Source organism: Streptomyces sp. CA-243310 (assembly GCF_050936775.1).
Taxonomy (GTDB): Bacteria; Actinomycetota; Actinomycetes; order Streptomycetales; family Streptomycetaceae; genus Streptomyces.
The window spans coordinates 2,954,867-2,972,789 of the sequence record NZ_JBNJMF010000001.1; the positions used below are offsets into that span (position 1 = coordinate 2,954,867).

At 73.8% G+C, this 17,923-nt stretch carries 18 protein-coding genes; 14 read left to right on the forward strand and 4 right to left on the reverse strand.

Going from position 1 to position 17,923, the window contains the following annotated elements:
• Nucleotides 1-97: 97 nt before the first annotated feature.
• Nucleotides 98-910, reverse strand: a complete 813-nt coding sequence (locus ACQEVM_RS13200; protein ID WP_433078183.1) for a glutamate ABC transporter substrate-binding protein — start codon at nt 908-910, stop codon at nt 98-100.
• Nucleotides 911-1,183: 273 nt separating this feature from the next.
• On the opposite strand from ACQEVM_RS13200, the gene ACQEVM_RS13205 reads away from it, so the two are divergent.
• Complete coding sequence (locus ACQEVM_RS13205; RefSeq protein WP_433078185.1) at nt 1,184-2,236, forward strand: hypothetical protein; 1,053 nt, start codon at nt 1,184-1,186, stop codon at nt 2,234-2,236.
• A gap of 153 nt (nt 2,237-2,389) precedes the next feature.
• Nucleotides 2,390-2,932, forward strand: a complete 543-nt coding sequence (locus ACQEVM_RS13210) for a TerD family protein (protein WP_433078187.1) — start codon at nt 2,390-2,392, stop codon at nt 2,930-2,932.
• A gap of 143 nt (nt 2,933-3,075) precedes the next feature.
• On the opposite strand, the gene ACQEVM_RS13215 is transcribed toward ACQEVM_RS13210, so the two are convergent.
• Nucleotides 3,076-3,708: a TetR/AcrR family transcriptional regulator gene (locus tag ACQEVM_RS13215; protein WP_433078189.1), complete on the reverse strand. Its 633-nt coding sequence runs from the start codon at nt 3,706-3,708 to the stop codon at nt 3,076-3,078.
• A 213-nt stretch (nt 3,709-3,921) separates the two neighbouring features.
• Here ACQEVM_RS13215 and ACQEVM_RS13220 point away from each other — a divergent pair, with 213 nt between their 5' ends.
• From ACQEVM_RS13220 to ACQEVM_RS13255, 8 genes are all read left to right on the forward strand, one after another.
• Complete coding sequence (locus tag ACQEVM_RS13220) at nt 3,922-4,839, forward strand: phosphatase PAP2 family protein (RefSeq protein ID WP_433078191.1); 918 nt, start codon at nt 3,922-3,924, stop codon at nt 4,837-4,839.
• Complete coding sequence (locus tag ACQEVM_RS13225) at nt 4,836-5,705, forward strand: hypothetical protein (RefSeq protein WP_433078192.1); 870 nt, start codon at nt 4,836-4,838, stop codon at nt 5,703-5,705. The genes ACQEVM_RS13220 and ACQEVM_RS13225 overlap by 4 nt, the downstream gene beginning before the upstream one ends.
• Nucleotides 5,702-6,031, forward strand: coding sequence for a hypothetical protein (locus tag ACQEVM_RS13230; protein WP_433078194.1), 330 nt, complete (start codon nt 5,702-5,704; stop codon nt 6,029-6,031). The genes ACQEVM_RS13225 and ACQEVM_RS13230 overlap by 4 nt, the downstream gene beginning before the upstream one ends.
• A 92-nt stretch (nt 6,032-6,123) precedes the next feature.
• On the forward strand, nt 6,124-6,390 hold the full coding sequence (locus tag ACQEVM_RS13235) for a GlsB/YeaQ/YmgE family stress response membrane protein (RefSeq protein ID WP_351377628.1): 267 nt from the start codon (nt 6,124-6,126) through the stop codon (nt 6,388-6,390).
• Between the two features lie 72 nt (nt 6,391-6,462).
• Complete coding sequence (gene rraA / locus ACQEVM_RS13240; protein ID WP_433078196.1) at nt 6,463-6,957, forward strand: ribonuclease E activity regulator RraA; 495 nt, start codon at nt 6,463-6,465, stop codon at nt 6,955-6,957.
• Between the two features lie 107 nt (nt 6,958-7,064).
• Nucleotides 7,065-8,726 (forward strand): peptide-N4-asparagine amidase, encoded by a 1,662-nt coding sequence (locus ACQEVM_RS13245; RefSeq protein WP_433078198.1) that lies wholly within the window; start codon nt 7,065-7,067, stop codon nt 8,724-8,726.
• A 27-nt stretch (nt 8,727-8,753) separates the two neighbouring features.
• Complete coding sequence (locus tag ACQEVM_RS13250; protein ID WP_433078200.1) at nt 8,754-10,451, forward strand: serine/threonine-protein kinase; 1,698 nt, start codon at nt 8,754-8,756, stop codon at nt 10,449-10,451.
• Between the two features lie 66 nt (nt 10,452-10,517).
• On the forward strand, nt 10,518-11,426 hold the full coding sequence (locus ACQEVM_RS13255) for a phytoene/squalene synthase family protein (protein ID WP_433078202.1): 909 nt from the start codon (nt 10,518-10,520) through the stop codon (nt 11,424-11,426).
• Nucleotides 11,427-11,601: 175 nt separating this feature from the next.
• Here the strand turns inward: ACQEVM_RS13255 and ACQEVM_RS13260 are convergent, their stop codons facing one another.
• Both ACQEVM_RS13260 and ACQEVM_RS13265 read right to left on the reverse strand, forming a co-directional pair.
• Nucleotides 11,602-12,261, reverse strand: coding sequence for a transglycosylase SLT domain-containing protein (locus ACQEVM_RS13260; RefSeq protein WP_433078204.1), 660 nt, complete (start codon nt 12,259-12,261; stop codon nt 11,602-11,604).
• 437 nt (nt 12,262-12,698) lie between these two features.
• Nucleotides 12,699-13,682 carry a dihydrodipicolinate synthase family protein gene (locus tag ACQEVM_RS13265; protein WP_433078206.1) on the reverse strand — a complete coding sequence of 328 codons (984 nt, stop codon included), beginning with the start codon at nt 13,680-13,682 and terminating at the stop codon, nt 12,699-12,701.
• Nucleotides 13,683-13,753: 71 nt separating this feature from the next.
• Here ACQEVM_RS13265 and ACQEVM_RS13270 point away from each other — a divergent pair, with 71 nt between their 5' ends.
• The 4 genes from ACQEVM_RS13270 to ACQEVM_RS13285 all read left to right on the forward strand — a co-directional run bounded on the left by ACQEVM_RS13270 (nt 13,754) and on the right by ACQEVM_RS13285 (nt 17,887).
• Nucleotides 13,754-14,695: a LysR family transcriptional regulator gene (locus tag ACQEVM_RS13270; protein WP_433078208.1), complete on the forward strand. Its 942-nt coding sequence runs from the start codon at nt 13,754-13,756 to the stop codon at nt 14,693-14,695.
• A 73-nt stretch (nt 14,696-14,768) separates the two neighbouring features.
• On the forward strand, nt 14,769-15,854 hold the full coding sequence (locus ACQEVM_RS13275) for an S-(hydroxymethyl)mycothiol dehydrogenase (protein ID WP_266952492.1): 1,086 nt from the start codon (nt 14,769-14,771) through the stop codon (nt 15,852-15,854).
• 387 nt (nt 15,855-16,241) lie between these two features.
• Nucleotides 16,242-17,006, forward strand: a complete 765-nt coding sequence (locus ACQEVM_RS13280) for a PIG-L deacetylase family protein (RefSeq protein ID WP_433078211.1) — start codon at nt 16,242-16,244, stop codon at nt 17,004-17,006.
• A gap of 47 nt (nt 17,007-17,053) precedes the next feature.
• Entirely contained in the window at nt 17,054-17,887 is an 834-nt protein-coding gene (locus ACQEVM_RS13285; RefSeq protein WP_433078213.1) for an enoyl-CoA hydratase/isomerase family protein, read from the forward strand.
• Nucleotides 17,888-17,923: the final 36 nt, after the last annotated feature.

The window sequence follows — 17,923 nt, forward strand, 5'->3', positions numbered from 1 at the left end:
CCCCCGGTTCCCGGCCCGCCGGGGGCGGCTCGGGCCGGCCCGGCCCCGCGTCGGCCACGCGCTTCGGCGCCGGGGTCCCGCCCGGCGCCGACGCGTGTCAGTTGCCCGAGGTGACCCGCGGTGCGGGCTCGTTCTTGTAGTTCGCGGGGCCGAAGTTCTTCTTCACGGCCGCGTCCCAGGAGCCGTCCGAGACCATCTTCGTCAGCGCGCTGTTGATCTTGCGCTGGAGGTCCGCGTTGCCCTTCTTGATACCGATGCCGTAGTTCTCGTTGCTGAGGTTCAACCCGATCAGCTTGAACTTGCCCGCGTACTCCTTCCGGGCCCCGTACCCGGCCAGGATGGAGTTGTCGGTGGTCATGGCGTCGGCCTCGCGCGCCTGGAGGGCGACGACGCACTCCGAGTAGCTGCCGAGTTCCAGCAGGCTCGCCTTCGGGGCGAGGTTCTTCTTGACGTTCTCGGCGGAGGTCGAGCCGCTGACCGAACAGAGCTTCTTGGAGTTCAGGTCCTCGGCCTTGGTGATGCTGTTGTCGTCGGCCCGGACCATCAGGTCCTGGTGCGCGATGAAGTACGGGCCGGCGAAGTCGACCTTCTCCTTGCGCTTGTCGCTGATCGAGTAGCTCGCGGCGACGAACTGGACCTCGTTGTACTGGATCAGCAGTTCCCGGTCGGAGCTGAAGACCTGCTTGAACTCGATCTCGCTCGGCTTGTAGCCGAGCTCCTTCGCTATGTACGTGGCGACGTCGACGTCGAAACCGGTGAAGGTGCCGTCGGGCTCGCGCATGCCGATCCCGGGCTGGTCGAACTTGATCCCGATCCCGATGGGCTCCTTGGGGTCGTCACCGCCACACCCGGAGGCGGTGACGGCGAGGGCGATCACTGCGGCGACCGCACCGGCCTTGGGAACCTTCATGCTGCACTCTTTCCTCGGGAACGCGGATCACGCGGGAACGGGGGCGAAATGTGTCGTGCGGAGTACCGGGTCGGTACGGGGTGGTGGGGGGAGCGGAGCCGGTAAGGGTCCGGGCACGCGCGGAACCGCGGGGTCGTCGCGCACGTGTATGAGGAAGCTAGGAAGGTGGCGGGCACACCGTCACTACATCTGAGGAAAACTTGAGGGTAACAATCCGGTTCGGCCAAAGATTTACCGGTCGATCCGGGGCGTAGCCGGACAAGGGGGATCGGCGTGGCGAACGGTTCGGCAAGGATCAACGGGAACGCGCTGCAGCTCGGCGACGGCGCTCAGATCAGGTTCATCCGAACCCTGCGCCTCCCGGAGTCGGGTACCCACGGGCTCCCCCCGGGCCTCGGCGAGTTCCCGCTGCGACGGGTCGAGGATCACCCGGACACGGTTCCGCCCGAGTGGCTTGCCAAGGGCGGCGTGATGCTGCCCGTCCACCTGCGCGAGGCGATGTGGCTGAGCTTCGCGGGAACCCGGGAGCCCGCGGCGCTCCAGGTCGGCGTCGGCAAGGTCTGCGCCGTCTCGGGCGAGCGCTGGACGGGACGGCTCGCGCGCCGCCCGCAGAACTACGTCCTGCTCCCGCGCCAGCCGTGGCTGGACGGGATCAACTCGGGCAAGGGGGCGGTGCGTCAGTTCGTCGCCGTGCCGCTCGGCCTCGGCGCCACGGTCGAGGGGCAGGTCACCGGCGAGGAGACCACGGGCGGTGTGCAGCTCCAGGCGTTCCCGCTCCGCCCCGATCCGTTGCGGCGCTGGCGCGAGCAGGAGCGGGCCCGGCTCGTTCCGCCGCCGATGCCGCCCTCCTTCGGCGGGTACGCGGGCGCTCCGGGCGCGCCGGCGGCCCCGGGAAGCGCGCCCATGGCCGCCCGCGCCGCGGCCCCGGCGCGGTCGGCGCCCGCGATGGGCCTGGGGGTGGGCGGTTCCATGCGCCAGGAGGTGTACGAGGACACGCGGCCCCTGTCGGACTGGGCCGAGGAGCCGGCCGCGCGCGTCTTCGTCCACCTGGTGACCCCGCCCGAGTGGCGGCGCATCACCGGGGAGCCCGCCCCGCCCTCGCCGGTCGACCGGGCCGCCTACACCAGGGCCGGGCTGCCGTGGTTCGACTACTACGACGAGAGCGGCACCGACCTCCCGGCCACCGACGCCCTCGGCGCGGTCAGGCCCGTCGGCGACTGGATCGGCGACGACCACACCCCGTGGGTTGCCCCGACCCCGTCCCAGACCCGTCCCCTGGGCAACGCCCCCCGCCCGGGCAAGCCGGTACAGGACGGGGACTGGTAGCGAGCCGGCACGGGCGGCGGGGGCCGACCGGCCGCCCCGACCGCCCGGTGGCGGCGGATCCCGACTGGCCTGGAACGTTCGGTCGTCGACACGGTGATCGCGGTCGCGTGACAGCATGGCCGGGCAATGCCCGGTGCGCGGAGGGGGAGTTCGATGAGCGGAATACGCAAGAGCCTGGCCAAGGTGGAGATCGCGTTGCGGTGGGACCCCAGCCCGACCGGTGCGCCCGCGCACGACCTCGACATACTGGCCGCGGTCTACGGGGCGGCGGCTCCGTACGGCGACCCCGTCTACCTCGTCCACTTCGGCAGCCGCGCACCCGACGGCACCATCACCCTCGACCGGGACAGCGAGACCGGGCAGGGCTTCGGCTTCGACGAGGTGATGACCGTCGAACTGAACCGCATGTCGACGGAGTTGGTCCGGGTGGTGGTCGGGGTGGTGATCCAGGACCCCGGCCCGCAGGGCGCCCGCACGAAGACCTTCGCCTCCGTGGCCGGTACCGGACTGCGGATCCGCGAGGGCTACACGGATCTCGCCGAGTCCGACTTCGAGGGTGTCGCCGGATCCACCGCGGCCACGGTCGCGGAGTTCGTCCGGGACGCCTCGGGCGGCTGGTCGCTGAACGCGCGGGAGCGGGGGTTCGACACCGAGCCGGAGGAGTACACCCGCATCATGGGCGCTGCCGGCTCCTGACGTGACGCGGCCGTTCAGACCGGGCGGCGGTCACTCGTCGTGCGAGTGCCCGCCGCCCGGTCCGGCCGGCGCGCTGCCGCCGTCCCCACGTGGCAGCGCGGGCGGGTCGCCGCCCGGTCATCGGGGACGGCGGCCCGCCTGTCTCAGGGGGTGGTGCCGGGCGCGGTCGCCATGTCGGCGGGGGTGATGCCGAGCGCGGGCAGCAGGGACGCGTCCACGAAGCGCACCAGATAGTCCGCGTCGGCGTACCGCCCCTCCAGCACCGGCCGGATCCGCAAGACGCCCATCAGCTGCGCCGGCAGGAATTCCACGGCCGGATGGTTCGCGGTGACCTCGCCCCGCGCCACCGCCCGCGCCACCATCGCGTCGAACGCAGCGAGTTCGGGTTCCACCAGGGCCTCGCGCAGCGCGGCCTGGAGTTCCTCGTCGCCGAGCACGGCGTGGCCGAGCGCCTGGGAGAGCCTGGTGTCCCGGCCGGAGGTGCCGGCCGCGATCCGGGCGGCCTCGCGCAGGTCGCCCGCGAGGGTCCCGGTGTCCACGGCCGCCAGGGTGCCCTGCCGGTTCGCGCGCAGCGCGGCGGCGACGAGCCGCGGCTTGGTCTTCCACTGCCGGTAGAGCGTGGACTTCCCACAGCAGGCCCGCGCGGCGACGCCCTCCATGGTCAGGGCCTCGTATCCGTGCTCGCGCAACTGCTCCAGCACGGCGTCGTAGAACTCCTGCACCCGCTCCGGGCTGATCTTGGAACGACGCGCGGTGGTCGACGGGGTCGACGTCATGGATGCGGCCCTCCTCGGCGGCGTGCTGCGGGCCCAGGCGGCTCGCTCTGCCGTCCGGCGTGGTTCGAGTGTACGGCTACGCGGGCGTATCGGTACACCGGCGTATCGATACGCGAATGTATCGATACACTGGCGTGTCGATGTACGGCGAGGCCCCGACCGGACGAGCCCCGAACCCAGCCGTGCGCCGAGGACAGGAAGCGAGACCGGGGGATGACCTCCCACACCACACCCGCGGACCCACCACCGGCAGGTCCGAGAGCGGCACGACGCCGACTCGTACGCGAGCTGCTGCTCGTCGCGGGCCTCTTCGCCGTCTACAAGGCGGGCCGGACGCTCTCGACGGGCCGCACGGACGAGGCCTTCCGCAACGCCACGTGGATCTGGGACGCCGAACGCGCCCTGCACCTGCCCGGCGAGGGCGCGATACAGCGGCTGCTCCTGCACGGCGAATCCCTGATACACGTCGCGAACACCTACTACGCCGCCGTGCACTTCCCGGCGACCGCGCTCTTCCTCGGCTGGCTCTACCTCCGCCGCCCCGGCCACTACCTGTGGACCCGCCGAGTGCTCGCGGTCCTCACCGGGGCCGCCCTCGCGATCCACCTGAGCTTCCCGTTGGCGCCGCCGCGGATGCTCGACGCCGCGCACCTCGTGGACACCGGGCAGGTGTACGGGCCCACCGTCTACCGGGCCGCGCCCGCCGCCGACACCATGGCCAACCAGTTCGCGGCCATGCCCTCACTGCACTTCGGCTGGGCGCTGATGCTCGCCCTCGGGATGATCGCCGCCACCCGGTCGCGGTGGCGGATCCTGTGGCTGTTGCACCCCCTGGCCACCCTGCTCGTGGTCGTCGGGACGGCCAACCACTACTGGCTCGACGCGATCGTCGCCACCCTGCTGCTGGGGGCCGCGCTGCTGGTCGTCCCGCGACCGGTCCCCGAGCCGCACGCCCGGGCCGAGAGGGAGCCGGCGCCGGAAGCGGCCCCGCCGTCGGTGGGCCCGTCGGTACCGCGACCCGTCCGGAGCCCCGCGGCGGGAGTCCGGGCAGCCGCCGGCCCGGACCTCCCCGCCCGCGCGGACGGGGACCCGGCCGTGAACGTCCCCGCGACCGCGGGAGCCGGGCGATGAACGCCACCGCCCTCGCCGTCGCGCTCTGCCTGGCCTCCGCCGTGACCTACGCGGCGGCCGCGGTCGCCCAGGAACGCCTCGCCCGCGCCGCCGTCGCCCGCAGCGCCGGCGCGCTCCTCGGCAACGGCGCCTGGTGGTGGTCGGCCGGACTCAACGCCGCCGCGGCGCTGCTGCACGCCGCCGCGCTGCGGTACGGGCCGCTGACCCTCGTCCAGCCGCTCGGCGCCCTCACCCTCGTCGCCGCCGTACCGCTCGGGGCGCGCGGCGCCGGCCGGCGGGTCGCGGCCACCGAATGGCGGGGCACCCTCGCCACCGTCGCGGGACTCGGCCTGCTGCTCCTCCCGGCCTCCGGACCGGCCCCCGACGACACCCTCACCCTGACCGAGGCACTGGCCGTATCGGGCGCCACCGCCGCCGTGATCATGCTCCTGACGGTCCGCGGCGACGTGCGCTCGGGCCTGCGGCACGCGACGGCGTCCGGGCTGGCCTCCGCAGCCGCCTCGGCCCTGACCCAGACGGTCACCGTCGCGGGAGGCCGCGGGGGAGCCCTGTTCAGCGTCCGGGTGATCGCGGTCGCCCTGCTCGTCGTGGTGTTCGCGGTCGGCGGGATGCTGCTGTCCCAACGCGCCTACCGGGGCGGGCTCGGGGCGCCCCTGGCCGTGGTCAACCTCGCCAACCCGCTCGCGGCCGCCGCGATCGGCATGGTCCTGCTCGGCGAGCGCCTCCACGGCGGAGCCGCGGGCATCGTCCTCGCCGTGGCCGGCGCCTTCGCGGCGGGCCGCGGGGTGATGCTGCTCACCAGGACGACGCCGGGCGATCAGGCTTCCGCGCCCACCGCCCTGCCGAGCCGGCATGTGGCAGCATGACCGGCATGATCGAGCGGTCGTTCCTCTCCCTGTGGTCCAAGGACTCGGTGCTGTCCATCGGTTCGGTGAACTCGGTGCTCTCCATCGGCTCCGTCGGCAGCGTGCTGTCGGTCGCCTCGATCGGCTCGGCGCTCTCGGCCGCGTCGATCGGCTCGGCCCTGTCACTGGGCTCGTCGGGATCCTGGCTCAGCGCCGGATCGGCGCTCTCCGCGTGCTCGACCTTCTCCGTCCTCTCCTACCGCTCCCGCGGCGGCCTCATGACGCTGGGCGCCATGGCGGCCGCCGTCGTCACCGTCGCGTGCGCGGCCCGGGTGCGGCGCGGCTGACCCGCGGAGAACCGTTTCGGGCTGCGGGGCGTCCTCCCTCGTGAGAACGCGTACACACGCGTCATCGCGCGACCGGAGCGGAGTGAACGACCATGGGCATCGTCGGCTGGATCATCCTGGGGCTGCTCGCCGGAGGCATCGCCAAGCTGCTGCTGCCAGGACGCGACCCCGGCGGCCTCGTCATCACCACCCTCATCGGCATCGCGGGCGCCTTCACCGGCGGCTGGCTCTCCGCGAGGTTCCTTGACCGGCCGATCCAGAACGAGTTCTTCGACGCGGCCACCTGGGGCTCCGCCATCGCGGGCTCGTTCGTGCTGCTCGTCGCCTACCGGATCCTCTTCGGGCACTCCCGGCGCTGACGCCCCTCCGGCCGCCGCCTACGCTGGGCCCCGCACGGCGCGACGTACGACCCGCGAGGAGTCCAGAGCGACATGAGCGTCACCCCCGTCCCCACCTCCGACCTGTACGACGAGCACGGCGAGTTCCTCGCCGTCTGTGCCACGCAGTTCCGCCGGTTCGGCGGCCGTGGGCTCTTCGCCGGGCCGGTGCGCACGGTCACCTGCCACGAGGACAACGCCCTCGTGCGCGAACTGGTCGACACGCCCGGCGACGGTGCGGTCCTCGTCGTGGACGGCGGCGGATCACTGCGCACCGCCCTCACCGGCGACCTCATCGCCGGAGCGGCGCACGCCAACGGCTGGGCCGGGATGATCGTCAACGGCGCCGTGCGCGACAGCGTGGCGCTCGGCGGGTTGGACCTCGGGATCCTCGCGCTGGGCACGGTCCCGCGCAAGAGCGGCAAGACGGGCGCGGGCGCCGTCGACGAGCCCGTCGTCATCGGCGGGGTCACCTTCCGCCCCGGCGACCTCGTCCACGCCGACGACGACGGCGTGGTCCTCCTGGCCGCCGGCCCGCACGAGGCCTGACCGCACCCGGACCGCTCCCGAGCCGTGCGGGGCAGCGGCGAGAATCGGCCACCGTCGGGCCGGAGGCCCTGGCGGCGCCCGGTCGGGCCGGGCTTCACTTCGGGCCCATGAGACGACACAGGATCACGGGCCTGCTCGGCGCGTTCGCGCTCGCGGCGGCCACCCTGGCCGCCGCCGGTGTCCCGGCGGCGGCATCGGCCCCGCCCGCGCCCCTTGCCGCACCCGCCTCCACGCCCGTACCCGCGGGGGCCGAGCCCCCCGCCGAGTTCGGGACCGACTGGCACGACCCGCTCACCCCCGGCCCGCCCGTGACCCGGCCGCCGACCCGGTCCTGCCGGGTGACCCTGGCACAGGCCCGGTTCGTCGACTTCACCCCCTACCGGGGCGACTACGCACCCCCGAGCGGCTGTGGCCGCGGCGACTGGGCCAAGGTGGTGCTCCGCCTCGACGGCAAGGTCAAGGGCCGCCAGTACGACCGCCTGGGCAACCTCACCGTCGGCGGGGTGGAGATCCTGCGCACCTCCACCCCCGAACCCTCGCCCGACGGCATCACCTGGTCCGTGGAGAAGGACGTCACCCACTACCGGGACACCCTCAGCCGTCCGCAGCCCGTCGAGATGCTGATCGGCAACGTCGTCGACGACACCTACACCGGCGTCATCGACGTCGAGGTCACCCTCACCTTCCACGCCTCCGACGGCCGCACCCGACCCGCCCCCGACACCCCGGACCGCGTCCTCCCGCTCACCACCCCCGCGGTCACCACCCCGCGCAACACCGAACGCCTGCTGGCGGAGGTGTACGCGACCGGCTCGGGCGGGGGCTGCGAGGAGTACTGGTACCTGACCGTCCCGGACGCGGCCCCCTACTCCTGCAAGGCCGCCGGCGGCCCCCACCGCGAGGTCCGCGTCCTCGTCGACGGACAGCTCGCCGGTCTCGCGGCCCCCTTCCCGACCGTCTGGACCGGCGGCTGGTCCAACCCCTTCCTCTGGTACGTGATCCCCGGCCCCCGCGCCTTCGACGTGCAGCCGATCCGCTACGACCTGACGCCCTACGCGGCGCTCCTCAACGACGGTCGCCCGCACCGGATCGAGGTGTCCGTGGCGGGCGTCCCGGCCGGGCAGGCCGGCTGGAGCACCCCCACCAACCTGCTGCTCTGGCAGGACGCCGGCCGTGCCGTCGTCACCGGCGCCCTCACCCGGCACGAGGAGGTCGCACCCACGGGCTCCTCCCGCTGGACCCCCGGCGCCGAACACCGCCTGGACACCGACGGCGGCCACGGCCTGACCATCGCCGGGCACCTCGACACCTCCCACGGCCGGGTCGTCACCACCGTCACCCGCACCGTCCGGCACGCCTCCACGCACCGCTGGACCGAGGGGGAGAGCCGTGACGCCCTCACCGCCGAGTGGACCGACCGGGAGAGCGTGACCCGAGGCCCGACGACCACCCGCACGTCACGCACGTACACGATGGACGGCGAGACCACCCTGGGTGCCGGGGACCGGCTGCGCACCGTCCTCTCCCTCGGCGACCGCGCCGACACCGTCGTCCTGCGCGGCGGCCGGGAGATCGACCGCTCACGGCTCGACGACCGGTACACAGGGGACGCGAGCTACACGGCGAACGTCCCGCGCGAGCAGCGCCACGCGGTGGCCACCACCACGGCGCGGTACCGGCTCCACGGATCGCAGCAGCCGGGAGGGTGCTACGACCGCACCCTCACGACCGTGCAGGGCGTGCTGACGGTGGACCGGCGGGGCTGCTGACAGCGGCGCCGCCTACGATGACCGCCCATGGACACGAGTGAGGCCGGCAGACAGCTGGTCGACGGCCGCTTCGAACTGATCGGCCCCCTGGGCGCCGGAGGCATGGGCACGGTGTGGCGCGCCCGCGACATCGCGTTGCACCGCGACGTCGCCCTGAAAGAGGTGCGCCCGCCGGACCCGGCGACCGCCGCCGCGCAGCCCGGACTCGTCGTCCAGCTGCGCGAACGGGCCGTGCGCGAGGCCCGGGCACTCGCCCGGCTCACCCACCCGAACGTGGTGACGATCCACCACATCGTGGAGCCCGCGCCGGACGGCGAGGGGCATCCGTGGATCGTGATGGAGCTGGTCAAGGGCGGCTCACTGCACGACCGGCTGGAGTCCGGCCCGATGCCCGTCGCGGACGTCCTGCGCATCGGGCTCGACGTGCTGTCGGCGTTGCGGGCCGCGCACGCCGAAGGGGTGCTCCACCGTGACGTGAAACCGGCCAACGTCCTCCTGCGGCCGGAGGGCTCGGCCGTGCTCACCGACTTCGGCATCGCCGCGCTGCACGGATCGACCGCGCTCACCTCGACGGGCGCGTTGATCGGCTCGCCCGAGTACATCGCGCCCGAGCGGGTGCGCGGCGCGGAGGGCCTGGCCGCCTCCGACCTGTGGTCGCTCGGCATGACGCTGTACGTGGCCTCCGAAGGGGTCCACCCGCTGCGCCGCGCCACGACCATGGCCACCATGGTCGCCACGCTGGAGGACCCGATCCCGGCGCCGACGCGTTCCGGACCGCTGGGGCCCGTACTGGAACGGCTGTTGGTGCGGGATCCGGCCGCGCGGCCCGACGCCGAGCAGTTGGAACGACTGCTCCGCGACGCGAGCAGCGCTCTCCGGGGAACGCCGCCCCCACCGGCCCCCGCACCGTCGCCCTCGCCCGGATTCGGGCCCTACGGCCCGCCTCCCACGGCCGTGAACTCCCCCGGGGCGCCCTTCGGCCCGCCGGGCGGCAACCCGTACGCGGTGACCACCCCCGTGCCCGCCGCCCGGACGGCGCGCCGCCGGCCCGCACTGCTCGCCGCGCTGGTCGCGCTGCTCCTCGCGGGTGGCGCGACCCTGGCCGTGAACCTGCTGGGCGACGGCGACGACGCCACCCGCGACGACGCGAAGGGAGCCCCGGCGGCCTCCCGTTCCGTCGATCCCTCGCCCGCCGCGAGCCCGGCGGGCGCGAAGCCCGCCACCGGCAAGCCGTCCGCCTCCACCCCCGCCGGACGCACCAACTCCGCTCCGCCCGCCGCCTCCCGCGCCGACCTGCTCACCCCCGACGGCGCCCGCGCCGGTCTGGAGGCCCTGAAGCAGGGCGCCGGAACCACGACGTTCGTGAGGCTGGTGGTCTACCCGGAGTACATGCTGGCGGGCGTCCCCACCGCGCCCGGGGCGAAGACGTACGACAACTGGCAGTACCGTGACGGCACCGCACGGCGCCTCGCCCCGGGCGGGACCGTCCCCGCCGGTGGGCAGCTGATGGACATGTCGACGGTGAAGTGGGACGTGCTGCCGACCCTCCTGAAAGAGTCCAGGGAACGCCTCGCGGTCGCCGTGCCCAGCCAGCGCTACCTCATCCTCGACGTGTGGTCGGACGGCACCCCGGCCATCCGCCCCTACATCAGCGATCCCTACGGCCAGGGCGGCTACGTCCTGGCGGGCGTCGACGGCATGATCAAGAAGGTGGTCGGCGGCTGACATGCTGTACTCCGCAGGCGCGGGCGCGGCAGCGCGCGCCGACCACGGAGAAGGGTCCGCCCCACCATGCCCGGCTGGCGCACCACACTCACGGCGGCGGGGATCTCCGGATCCCGGCAACGAGCCGACTTCACCCACGCGGCCCGGCGGGTGGCACGCCGCGAACCGGCCCCCTACGCGGCGCTGCGCCTGCTCGCCGCGCCGCCGCTCCAGCCCTGGCTGGCGGCGGGTCTCGCCTTCATGAACCGGGTCGACGACGTGGCCGAGACCGGAACCGCGCGGCGGCGCACCGCCGGTCTCGCCGCGCTGGCGGAGGACTTCGAGGTCGCCGTGCGGACCGGCGCCGGCGCCGATCCGCTGGTGCGTGCCTACGCCCACGCCGTGAACACCCGGGGCATGCCGGTCCGTTGGGTGTCCCGCTTCATCGAGGGCGCGGTCACCTTCGAGGCCGCCTTCGACGGCTTCGCCGCCGAGGAGGACTTCCAGGACTACCTCGACGCGTACGCCTGGCCCGCGGTACTGGCCTTCGTCGGCCTCCAGTACCAGGGCGGCCCGGACGAGGAACAGGCCGCCGGCTGGCGGAGGTTCGTCGAAGCGGCGCAGCGCGTGGACTTCCTGGCCGACCTTGCCTCGGACCTCGCCGAGGGCCGGCTCTGCATCCCGCGTGCCCGCCTCGCCGAACACGGCGTGACCCGGGCCGACCTCGAACAGGCCCGCGACACCCCGGCGGTACGGGCGCTCCTCGACGCGGAACGCGGCCTCGCCCGCACCGCCCTCGACGCCACCGACGGACTCGTCGACCTCGCGGTTCCCGGCCTGCGCCCGATGATCGCCACGATGGCCGAGTTGATGGCACACCAACTCGCCGCGGTGGAGCGGGCCGGCGTCAAGGCTCTGCGCGAGGACACCGGGTACGGTCTCGTTGCCCCGCTGCGCACCCTGCTCCGAGCCCGCGGAGCGCGTACGCGTGCCTGATCGGGGACGGGCGTCGGGCGCAGTGGGCGGCGGCGGCCCCGCCGTCCACCCGCTCCGGGCGCTCCCGGCGCCGCGCCCACCCCTCCGCGTCACCCTCCGGGCCCGCGGCCAGGGCCCGCCGTGAACCGGGCGGCACCGCGGACCGGTGCCGGTGCCCGGGTGGCGGGCGGCCCGCTCAGTAGGCCCCGTTGACGTTGTCGATCGAACCGTAGCGGGCGGCCGCGTAGTTGCAGGCGGCGGTGATGTTCGCGACCGGGTCGTAGGAGTCCTCGGACGTGCCCGGCACGTGGTAGGCGCGGAAGGTCGGATCGATGACCTGGAGCAGACCCTTGGAGGGAATGCCGGCGGCGGCGTTGGAGTCCCAGTTGTTGATCGCCAACGGATTGCCCGAGGACTCCCGCATCACATTGCGGTGAATTCCCTCGTAGGTTCCGGGAATTCCGTGGAGGGCCATCACGTCCAGCGACTCGCGTATCCAGCCGTCCAGGTTGTTCGTGTACGCGGTCGCCGGTCTCGCCGCCGCCGCGGTCTTCGCCGCCGTGCCGAGGGACAGCGTCAGCCCGGGCCGGATGACCGCCGGGTCGGCGCCGACGACCCCGCGGTTCGCCTCGTAGAGCTGCGCCCATCCGCCGCTCAGCGCGTGCTTGGCCGCGATCGTGGACAGCGTGTCGCCCGCGACCACCGAGTACGTGGTGGGAGCGATGCTCTCGGCCGCGCCGGCGGTGCCCGCACCGATCAGCGGGAGGGCCAGGGCGACACCGCCCGTCCCGGCGATGGCCAGCCTGCGGACGATCGAGTGCTGCTTCGGGCGGCGGTGCTTTCCCTTTGCGGGCATGGCGGAATTCCTCACGTGGGGGTGCGGGGAGCGTCCCTGGCGGTGAGGGGATCGAACGCCGGGCCACCGGGAACGAGGTGACCGTAAGACAGCCTGTGGGGGCCGAACAAGCCTGGAATTGCGTCGGGTGATCGACATCCCGCATTCGTTCCGGTTAATGACCTTGGGAATGGGAAGCGGGGAATGTCGATTTCCTTTCCGGGGAAAGGGGATCCGACTCTTTCGCGGAATTGATGTTGAAGGGCCCCGAGTGACTCACATCACGGGCGGGCGGCCTCGTGCGGAAAACAGGGCAAGTCGCCCTTCTGTCTACCGGATTCGGGCGAGCCACCCGTTGGTGGCGAATCGCCCATCAAGGTTCCTTTCCGGCGTGAATTCCTGCCCGGCCGGCGCCGGCGCCGCCGAGGCGGAGCCGCTCCCCGGAGCGTGCCCCCGGGTCACGTCCCGCCGGCCCCCACCGGGTCGGTCGCGAGTTCCGTCAACGCCTCCAGGGCGACGGCCACCGACCTCGCGGACGCGGGCAGCAGGGGGAGCCGTACGTCGGGGGTCGGGATCCGGCCGAGGGCGTGCAGCGCCCCCTTGACCACCGCCGGGTTCGGCTCCGCGAAGACCGCCGCCGAGAGTCGGGCCAGCGCGTGGCCCAGCGCCCGCGCGCGCGACACCTCGCCCGCCTCCCAGGCCGCCGCCAGCTCCACGAAGCGCTCCGTCGCCAGGTGGGCCGAGGCGAGGATCGCTCCCTGCGCGCCGACCGCCAACAGGGGTGACACGTAGGCGTCGTCGCCCGCCAACACCGCGAAACCCTCCGGCCGGTCACCGAGCAGCGCCACGACGTCCTGGTCGATGCCGCCGGCCGCGTACTTCACCCCGACCACCCCGGGCAGCTCCCCGAGCCCGCGGAGCGCGGCGGCGTCCAGGGGCTGCCCCGTGCGGTAGGGGACGTGATAGACGACCAGCGGTACGGGGCTCACCTCGGCCAGGCGCTCGAAGTGCGCCAGCACCCCCGCCGCCGAGGGCCTCACGAACGAAGGGACGGTCACCAGAGCCGCCCGTACCGGCTGCCGACGCGCGAGCCGGGCCAGTGCGGCCTCGCTCGCCCGGGTCCCGCTCGCCCCCGCGCCGACGGTGAGCGGCGCCCCGCGCTCGCGACAGACCCGGGCGCAGACGTCGGTGACCAGATCGCGCTCCGCCGCGTCGAGGCCGGAGCTCTCCCCGGTGGTGCCGAGGGCGACGATCCCGCGGGCGCCCGCGTCGAGCACCTCGTGGGCGAGGGCCTCCAGGGCGTCGACCGCGACCTCCCCGGCAGCGGTGAAGGGGGTGACGAGAGGGACGTGGATCCCGCCCGGGAAGGGGCGCGCGTCCCGGTCCCGGCTCTGAGCCGCGTTCGGCGGCGTCGCCGTGTCCTGCGAGGCGTTCTGTGTCATGCCGACCAGCCTGCCCCGCCCCGATCGTCGAATCCAGTTCGCATTTCTTACTCGAAGCGTAAGCTGAGCCGATGCTCGATGTACGACGCCTGCGCCTGCTGCGCGAACTGGCCCGCCGCGGCACCATCGCCGCCGTGGCGGAAGCCCTCGCCTTCAGCCCTTCGGCGGTCTCCCAACAGCTCGGCGTCCTGGAACGCGAGGCGGGCCTGCCCCTGCTGGAGCGGACCGGCCGCCGGGTTCGCCTCACCCCCGCCGGCGAGGATCTCGTCCGCCACGCCGAGGCCGTCCTGGAGCGGCTGGAGCGGGCCGAAGCCGACCTCGCCGAGGCGCGCGGCGGCCTCGCCGGCGTCCTGCGCGTCGGGTCCTTCCCCACCGCGACCCGCGCCATCGTCCCGGCCGCCCTGGTCGCCCTCGCCCGCCTCCACCCGCGCCTGGAGCCGATGGTCTCCGAGACCGACCCGGCGGCGGTCGCGCACGCACTGCGCGCCGGTGACCTGGACGTGGCGCTGGTCCACGCGTACGACTTCGTTCCCACGCCCGAGGAACCCGGCCTCACCACCGAGCCCCTGTTCGGTGAGGTGATGTACCTGGCCGTCCCCGAGGGCGCCGAGGTGGAGGCCGGGCCCGACCAGGGCGCGGTCCTGCGGACGAGGGCCGACGCCCCCTGGATCACCGCCACGCCGGGCACCCTCTGCCACGCCATGACGGTGCGCGCCTGCCAGGCGGCCGGGTTCACCCCCCGGGTGCGGCACCAGGTGGACGAGTTCGCCACCGTCCTCGCCCTGGTCGCGGCGGGACAGGGAGTGGCCGTCGTGCCCCAGCTCGGGATCCGCGGCGCCGAACCGGGGGTCTCCCTCACCCGGCTCCTCATGCAGCGCCGAACCGAGATCGCCTTCCGGGACGGTGCGGCCGGGCACCCCGCGGTGGCCGCGTTCGGCGCGGCGCTGCGGGCCGCCGTGCCACCGGAACTGGCCAGTCCACCGGAACTGGCCAGTCCGCGCGCCGAAGGGTGACACGGCTCCCGCACCGCGTGCCGCCCGTGTACGTTCGATGATCCAGACGGATCCGATCAGAGCGGGGTACGACGTGACACATCGCGTACGAGGGGTCATCGCCCGGAGCAAGGGCGCACCGGTGGAGACGACGACGATCCTCGTGCCCGACCCGGGGCCCGGCGAGGCCCTGGTCAAGGTCCAGGCCTGCGGGGTCTGCCACACCGACCTGCACTACCGCGAGGGCGGCATCAACGACGAGTTCCCCTTCCTCCTCGGCCACGAGGCGGCGGGCGTCGTCGAATCGGTCGGACCGGACGTGACGTCCGTCGCGCCCGGTGACTTCGTCGTCCTCAACTGGCGTGCGGTGTGCGGGACCTGTCGGGCCTGCAAGCGCGGCCGTCCCTGGTACTGCTTCGCCACGCACAACGCCACCCAGCCCATGACCCTGGAGGACGGCACGCCGCTCTCCCCGGCCCTGGGCATCGGCGCGTTCGCCGAGAAGACGCTGGTCGCCGCCGGCCAGTGCACGAAGGTGGACCCGGCCGCCTCGCCCGCCGCCGCCGGCCTGCTGGGCTGCGGCGTGATGGCCGGCCTCGGCGCGGCCCTGAACACGGGCAACGTCGGACGGGGGGACTCCGTCGCGGTCATCGGCTGCGGGGGAGTGGGCAACGCGGCCGTCGCGGGCGCCCGGTTGGCCGGCGCCTCGAAGATCATCGCCGTGGACCTGGACGACCGGAAGCTGGAGTGGGCGCGGGGCCTGGGCGCCACCCACACCGTCAACGGGGGCAAGGACGACGTGGTCGAGGCCATCCGGGCGCTGACCGACGGCAACGGCGCGGACGTGGTCATCGAGGCCGTCGGCCGGCCCGAGACGTATCGGCAGGCCTTCTACGCCCGCGACCTGGCCGGGACGGTCGTCCTGGTCGGCGTGCCGACGCCGGACATGAAGCTGGAACTCCCGCTCATCGACGTGTTCGGACGCGGCGGCGCCCTCAAGTCCTCCTGGTACGGGGACTGCCTGCCCGAACGCGACTTCCCGCTGCTCGTCGACCTCTACCTCCAGGGCCGGTTGGACCTGGACGCCTTCGTCTCGGAGACCATCGCGCTCGACGGGGTCGAGGAGGCCTTCGGTCGCATGGAGCGCGGCGAGGTGCTGCGGTCGGTGGTCGAGTTCTGATCCCGCTCCGCCTCCCGCGCCCCGACGCCCCGGACCACACGGGGTGATCGGGCGCGGGTACGCGGCGGGACGGGCGCGGGAGGCGGGCCCGTCCGGGCCCCGCCGGCCGCACCCGTACCGCCGCGCCGCCACCCGGCCCGGGGGGCCCGATGGGCGCTGCTTGGGTTCGGGAAACCGATCCTCCCGTCCCACGACCGCGATCCGGCCAGGGCGACCGCACCGCGGCCACCGTCAGCCCCGACTGCGAGGCCATCCGTCCCGGGCTGACCGCGGGCGGGCCCCGGCCCGGCTGCCGGCCCTCGTCCGCGACGAACTCCGGGCACCCGCCCCCGGACACCCGCGGGCCGTACCGGCGTCACTTCGACGACAGCCCTTAGGGTGCCAGGCATGACCGAACAACAGGCACAGCCCGCCCCGTTGCAGCCGATGCCCACCGATTGGCGGCGCGCCCTCGCGGTGGTCGCCCACCCCGACGACCTGGAGTACGGCTGCGCCGCCGCCATCGCGGAATGGACCGACGGTGACCGGGAGGTCGTCTACGTGCTGGCGACGCGCGGCGAGGCGGGCATCGACACCCTCGCCCCCGCCGAGTGCGCACCGCTGCGGGAGGCGGAGCAGCGCGCGAGCGCGGCCGTCGTCGGGGTGTCCGAGGTGGAGTTCCTCGACCATCGAGACGGGGTCGTCGAGTACGGCCTCGACCTGCGCCGGGACATCGCCGCCGCCATCCGCAGGCACCGCCCCGAGCTGATCGTCACTCTCAACCACCGGGACACCTGGGGCGGCGCGGACGGCGGCGGCTTCTGGAACACCCCCGACCACAAGGCCGTCGGACGCGCCGTGCTGGACGCGGCCGGCGACGCGGGCAACCGTTGGATCTTCCCCGAGCTGATCTCCGTGCAGGGCCTGGAGCCCTGGAACGGGGTGCGCTGGGTCGCGGTGGCCGGTTCCGCCACTCCGACGCACGCCGTCGACGCCACCGCCGGTCTGGAGCGGTCCATCGCGTCCCTGCTGGAGCACAAGGCCTACATCGAGGTGCTCACCGACCAGGACCCCGAGGAGTACGTGCGGACCTTCCTCACCGGCAACGCCCAGCAGGCCTCGGCACGCTTCGGGGGTCGCCCGGCGATTGCGTTCGAGCTCTTCCCGCGCTGATCGGACCCCCCTAAACTGACGATCCGTCAGTGGCGAGGGGGCATCGGGTGATCGACACCATCACCACGGAGATCGAGGAGGGGGAGGAGCGCATCCGCCTCGAAGTCGAGGACGGGATCGCGTTCCTCACCCTCTGTCGTCCGGACCGACTCAACGGTTGGAGTTGGGAGTCCACCCGCCAACTGGGTCTGCTGGCCGACCGGATCCGCTTCGACCCGGCGGTGCGGGTGGTCCTGCTGAGGGCCGACGGGCGCGCCTTCTGCGCCGGGATCGACGTCACGGCCCCCGGTGGCGCGATCACCGGACGCACCCCCGCCGAGCGGACCCGGAACTACCACGAGGGCATCCGCTGGGTGCACGAGCGCTTCGCGGTCCTCGCCCGGCTCCCACAACCCGTCGTGGCCGCCGTCCAGGGATACTGCCTCGGCTTCGGCTTCGAACTCGCGCTGATGGCGGACGTGCGGTTGGCGGCCGAGGACGCCGTCTTCGCCCTGCCGGAAGCCCGGCTGGGCGTGGCGGTGGACGCCGGCGGGGACCTGCGCATCGCCCGCGAGGCCGGTGCCGGCTGGGCGAAGTACCTGGCCCTGACCGGGCGGCGGATCGACGCCCGTACGGCGGAACGCCTCAACCTGGTCCAACAAGTGCTGCCTATGGACGAGTTGGCGGCATCCGCCCGCGCGTTGGCGGCCGAGATCGCCGCCAACGCGCCACTCGCCGTCCAGGGCATCAAGCGCGGGATCGACGCCTATGCGGACGCCGCCCTCCCGGCCGCCCTCGACGGTGTCGCGATGACCGCCGCACTCACCCTCACCTCGGAGGACGCCCGGGAGGGGTACGCGGCCAAGGCTGCCCGACGCCCGCCGCACTTCACCGGTGGGTGACGGGTGGGCACCGCCGGCGAGCCCCGGCGCCCCGAC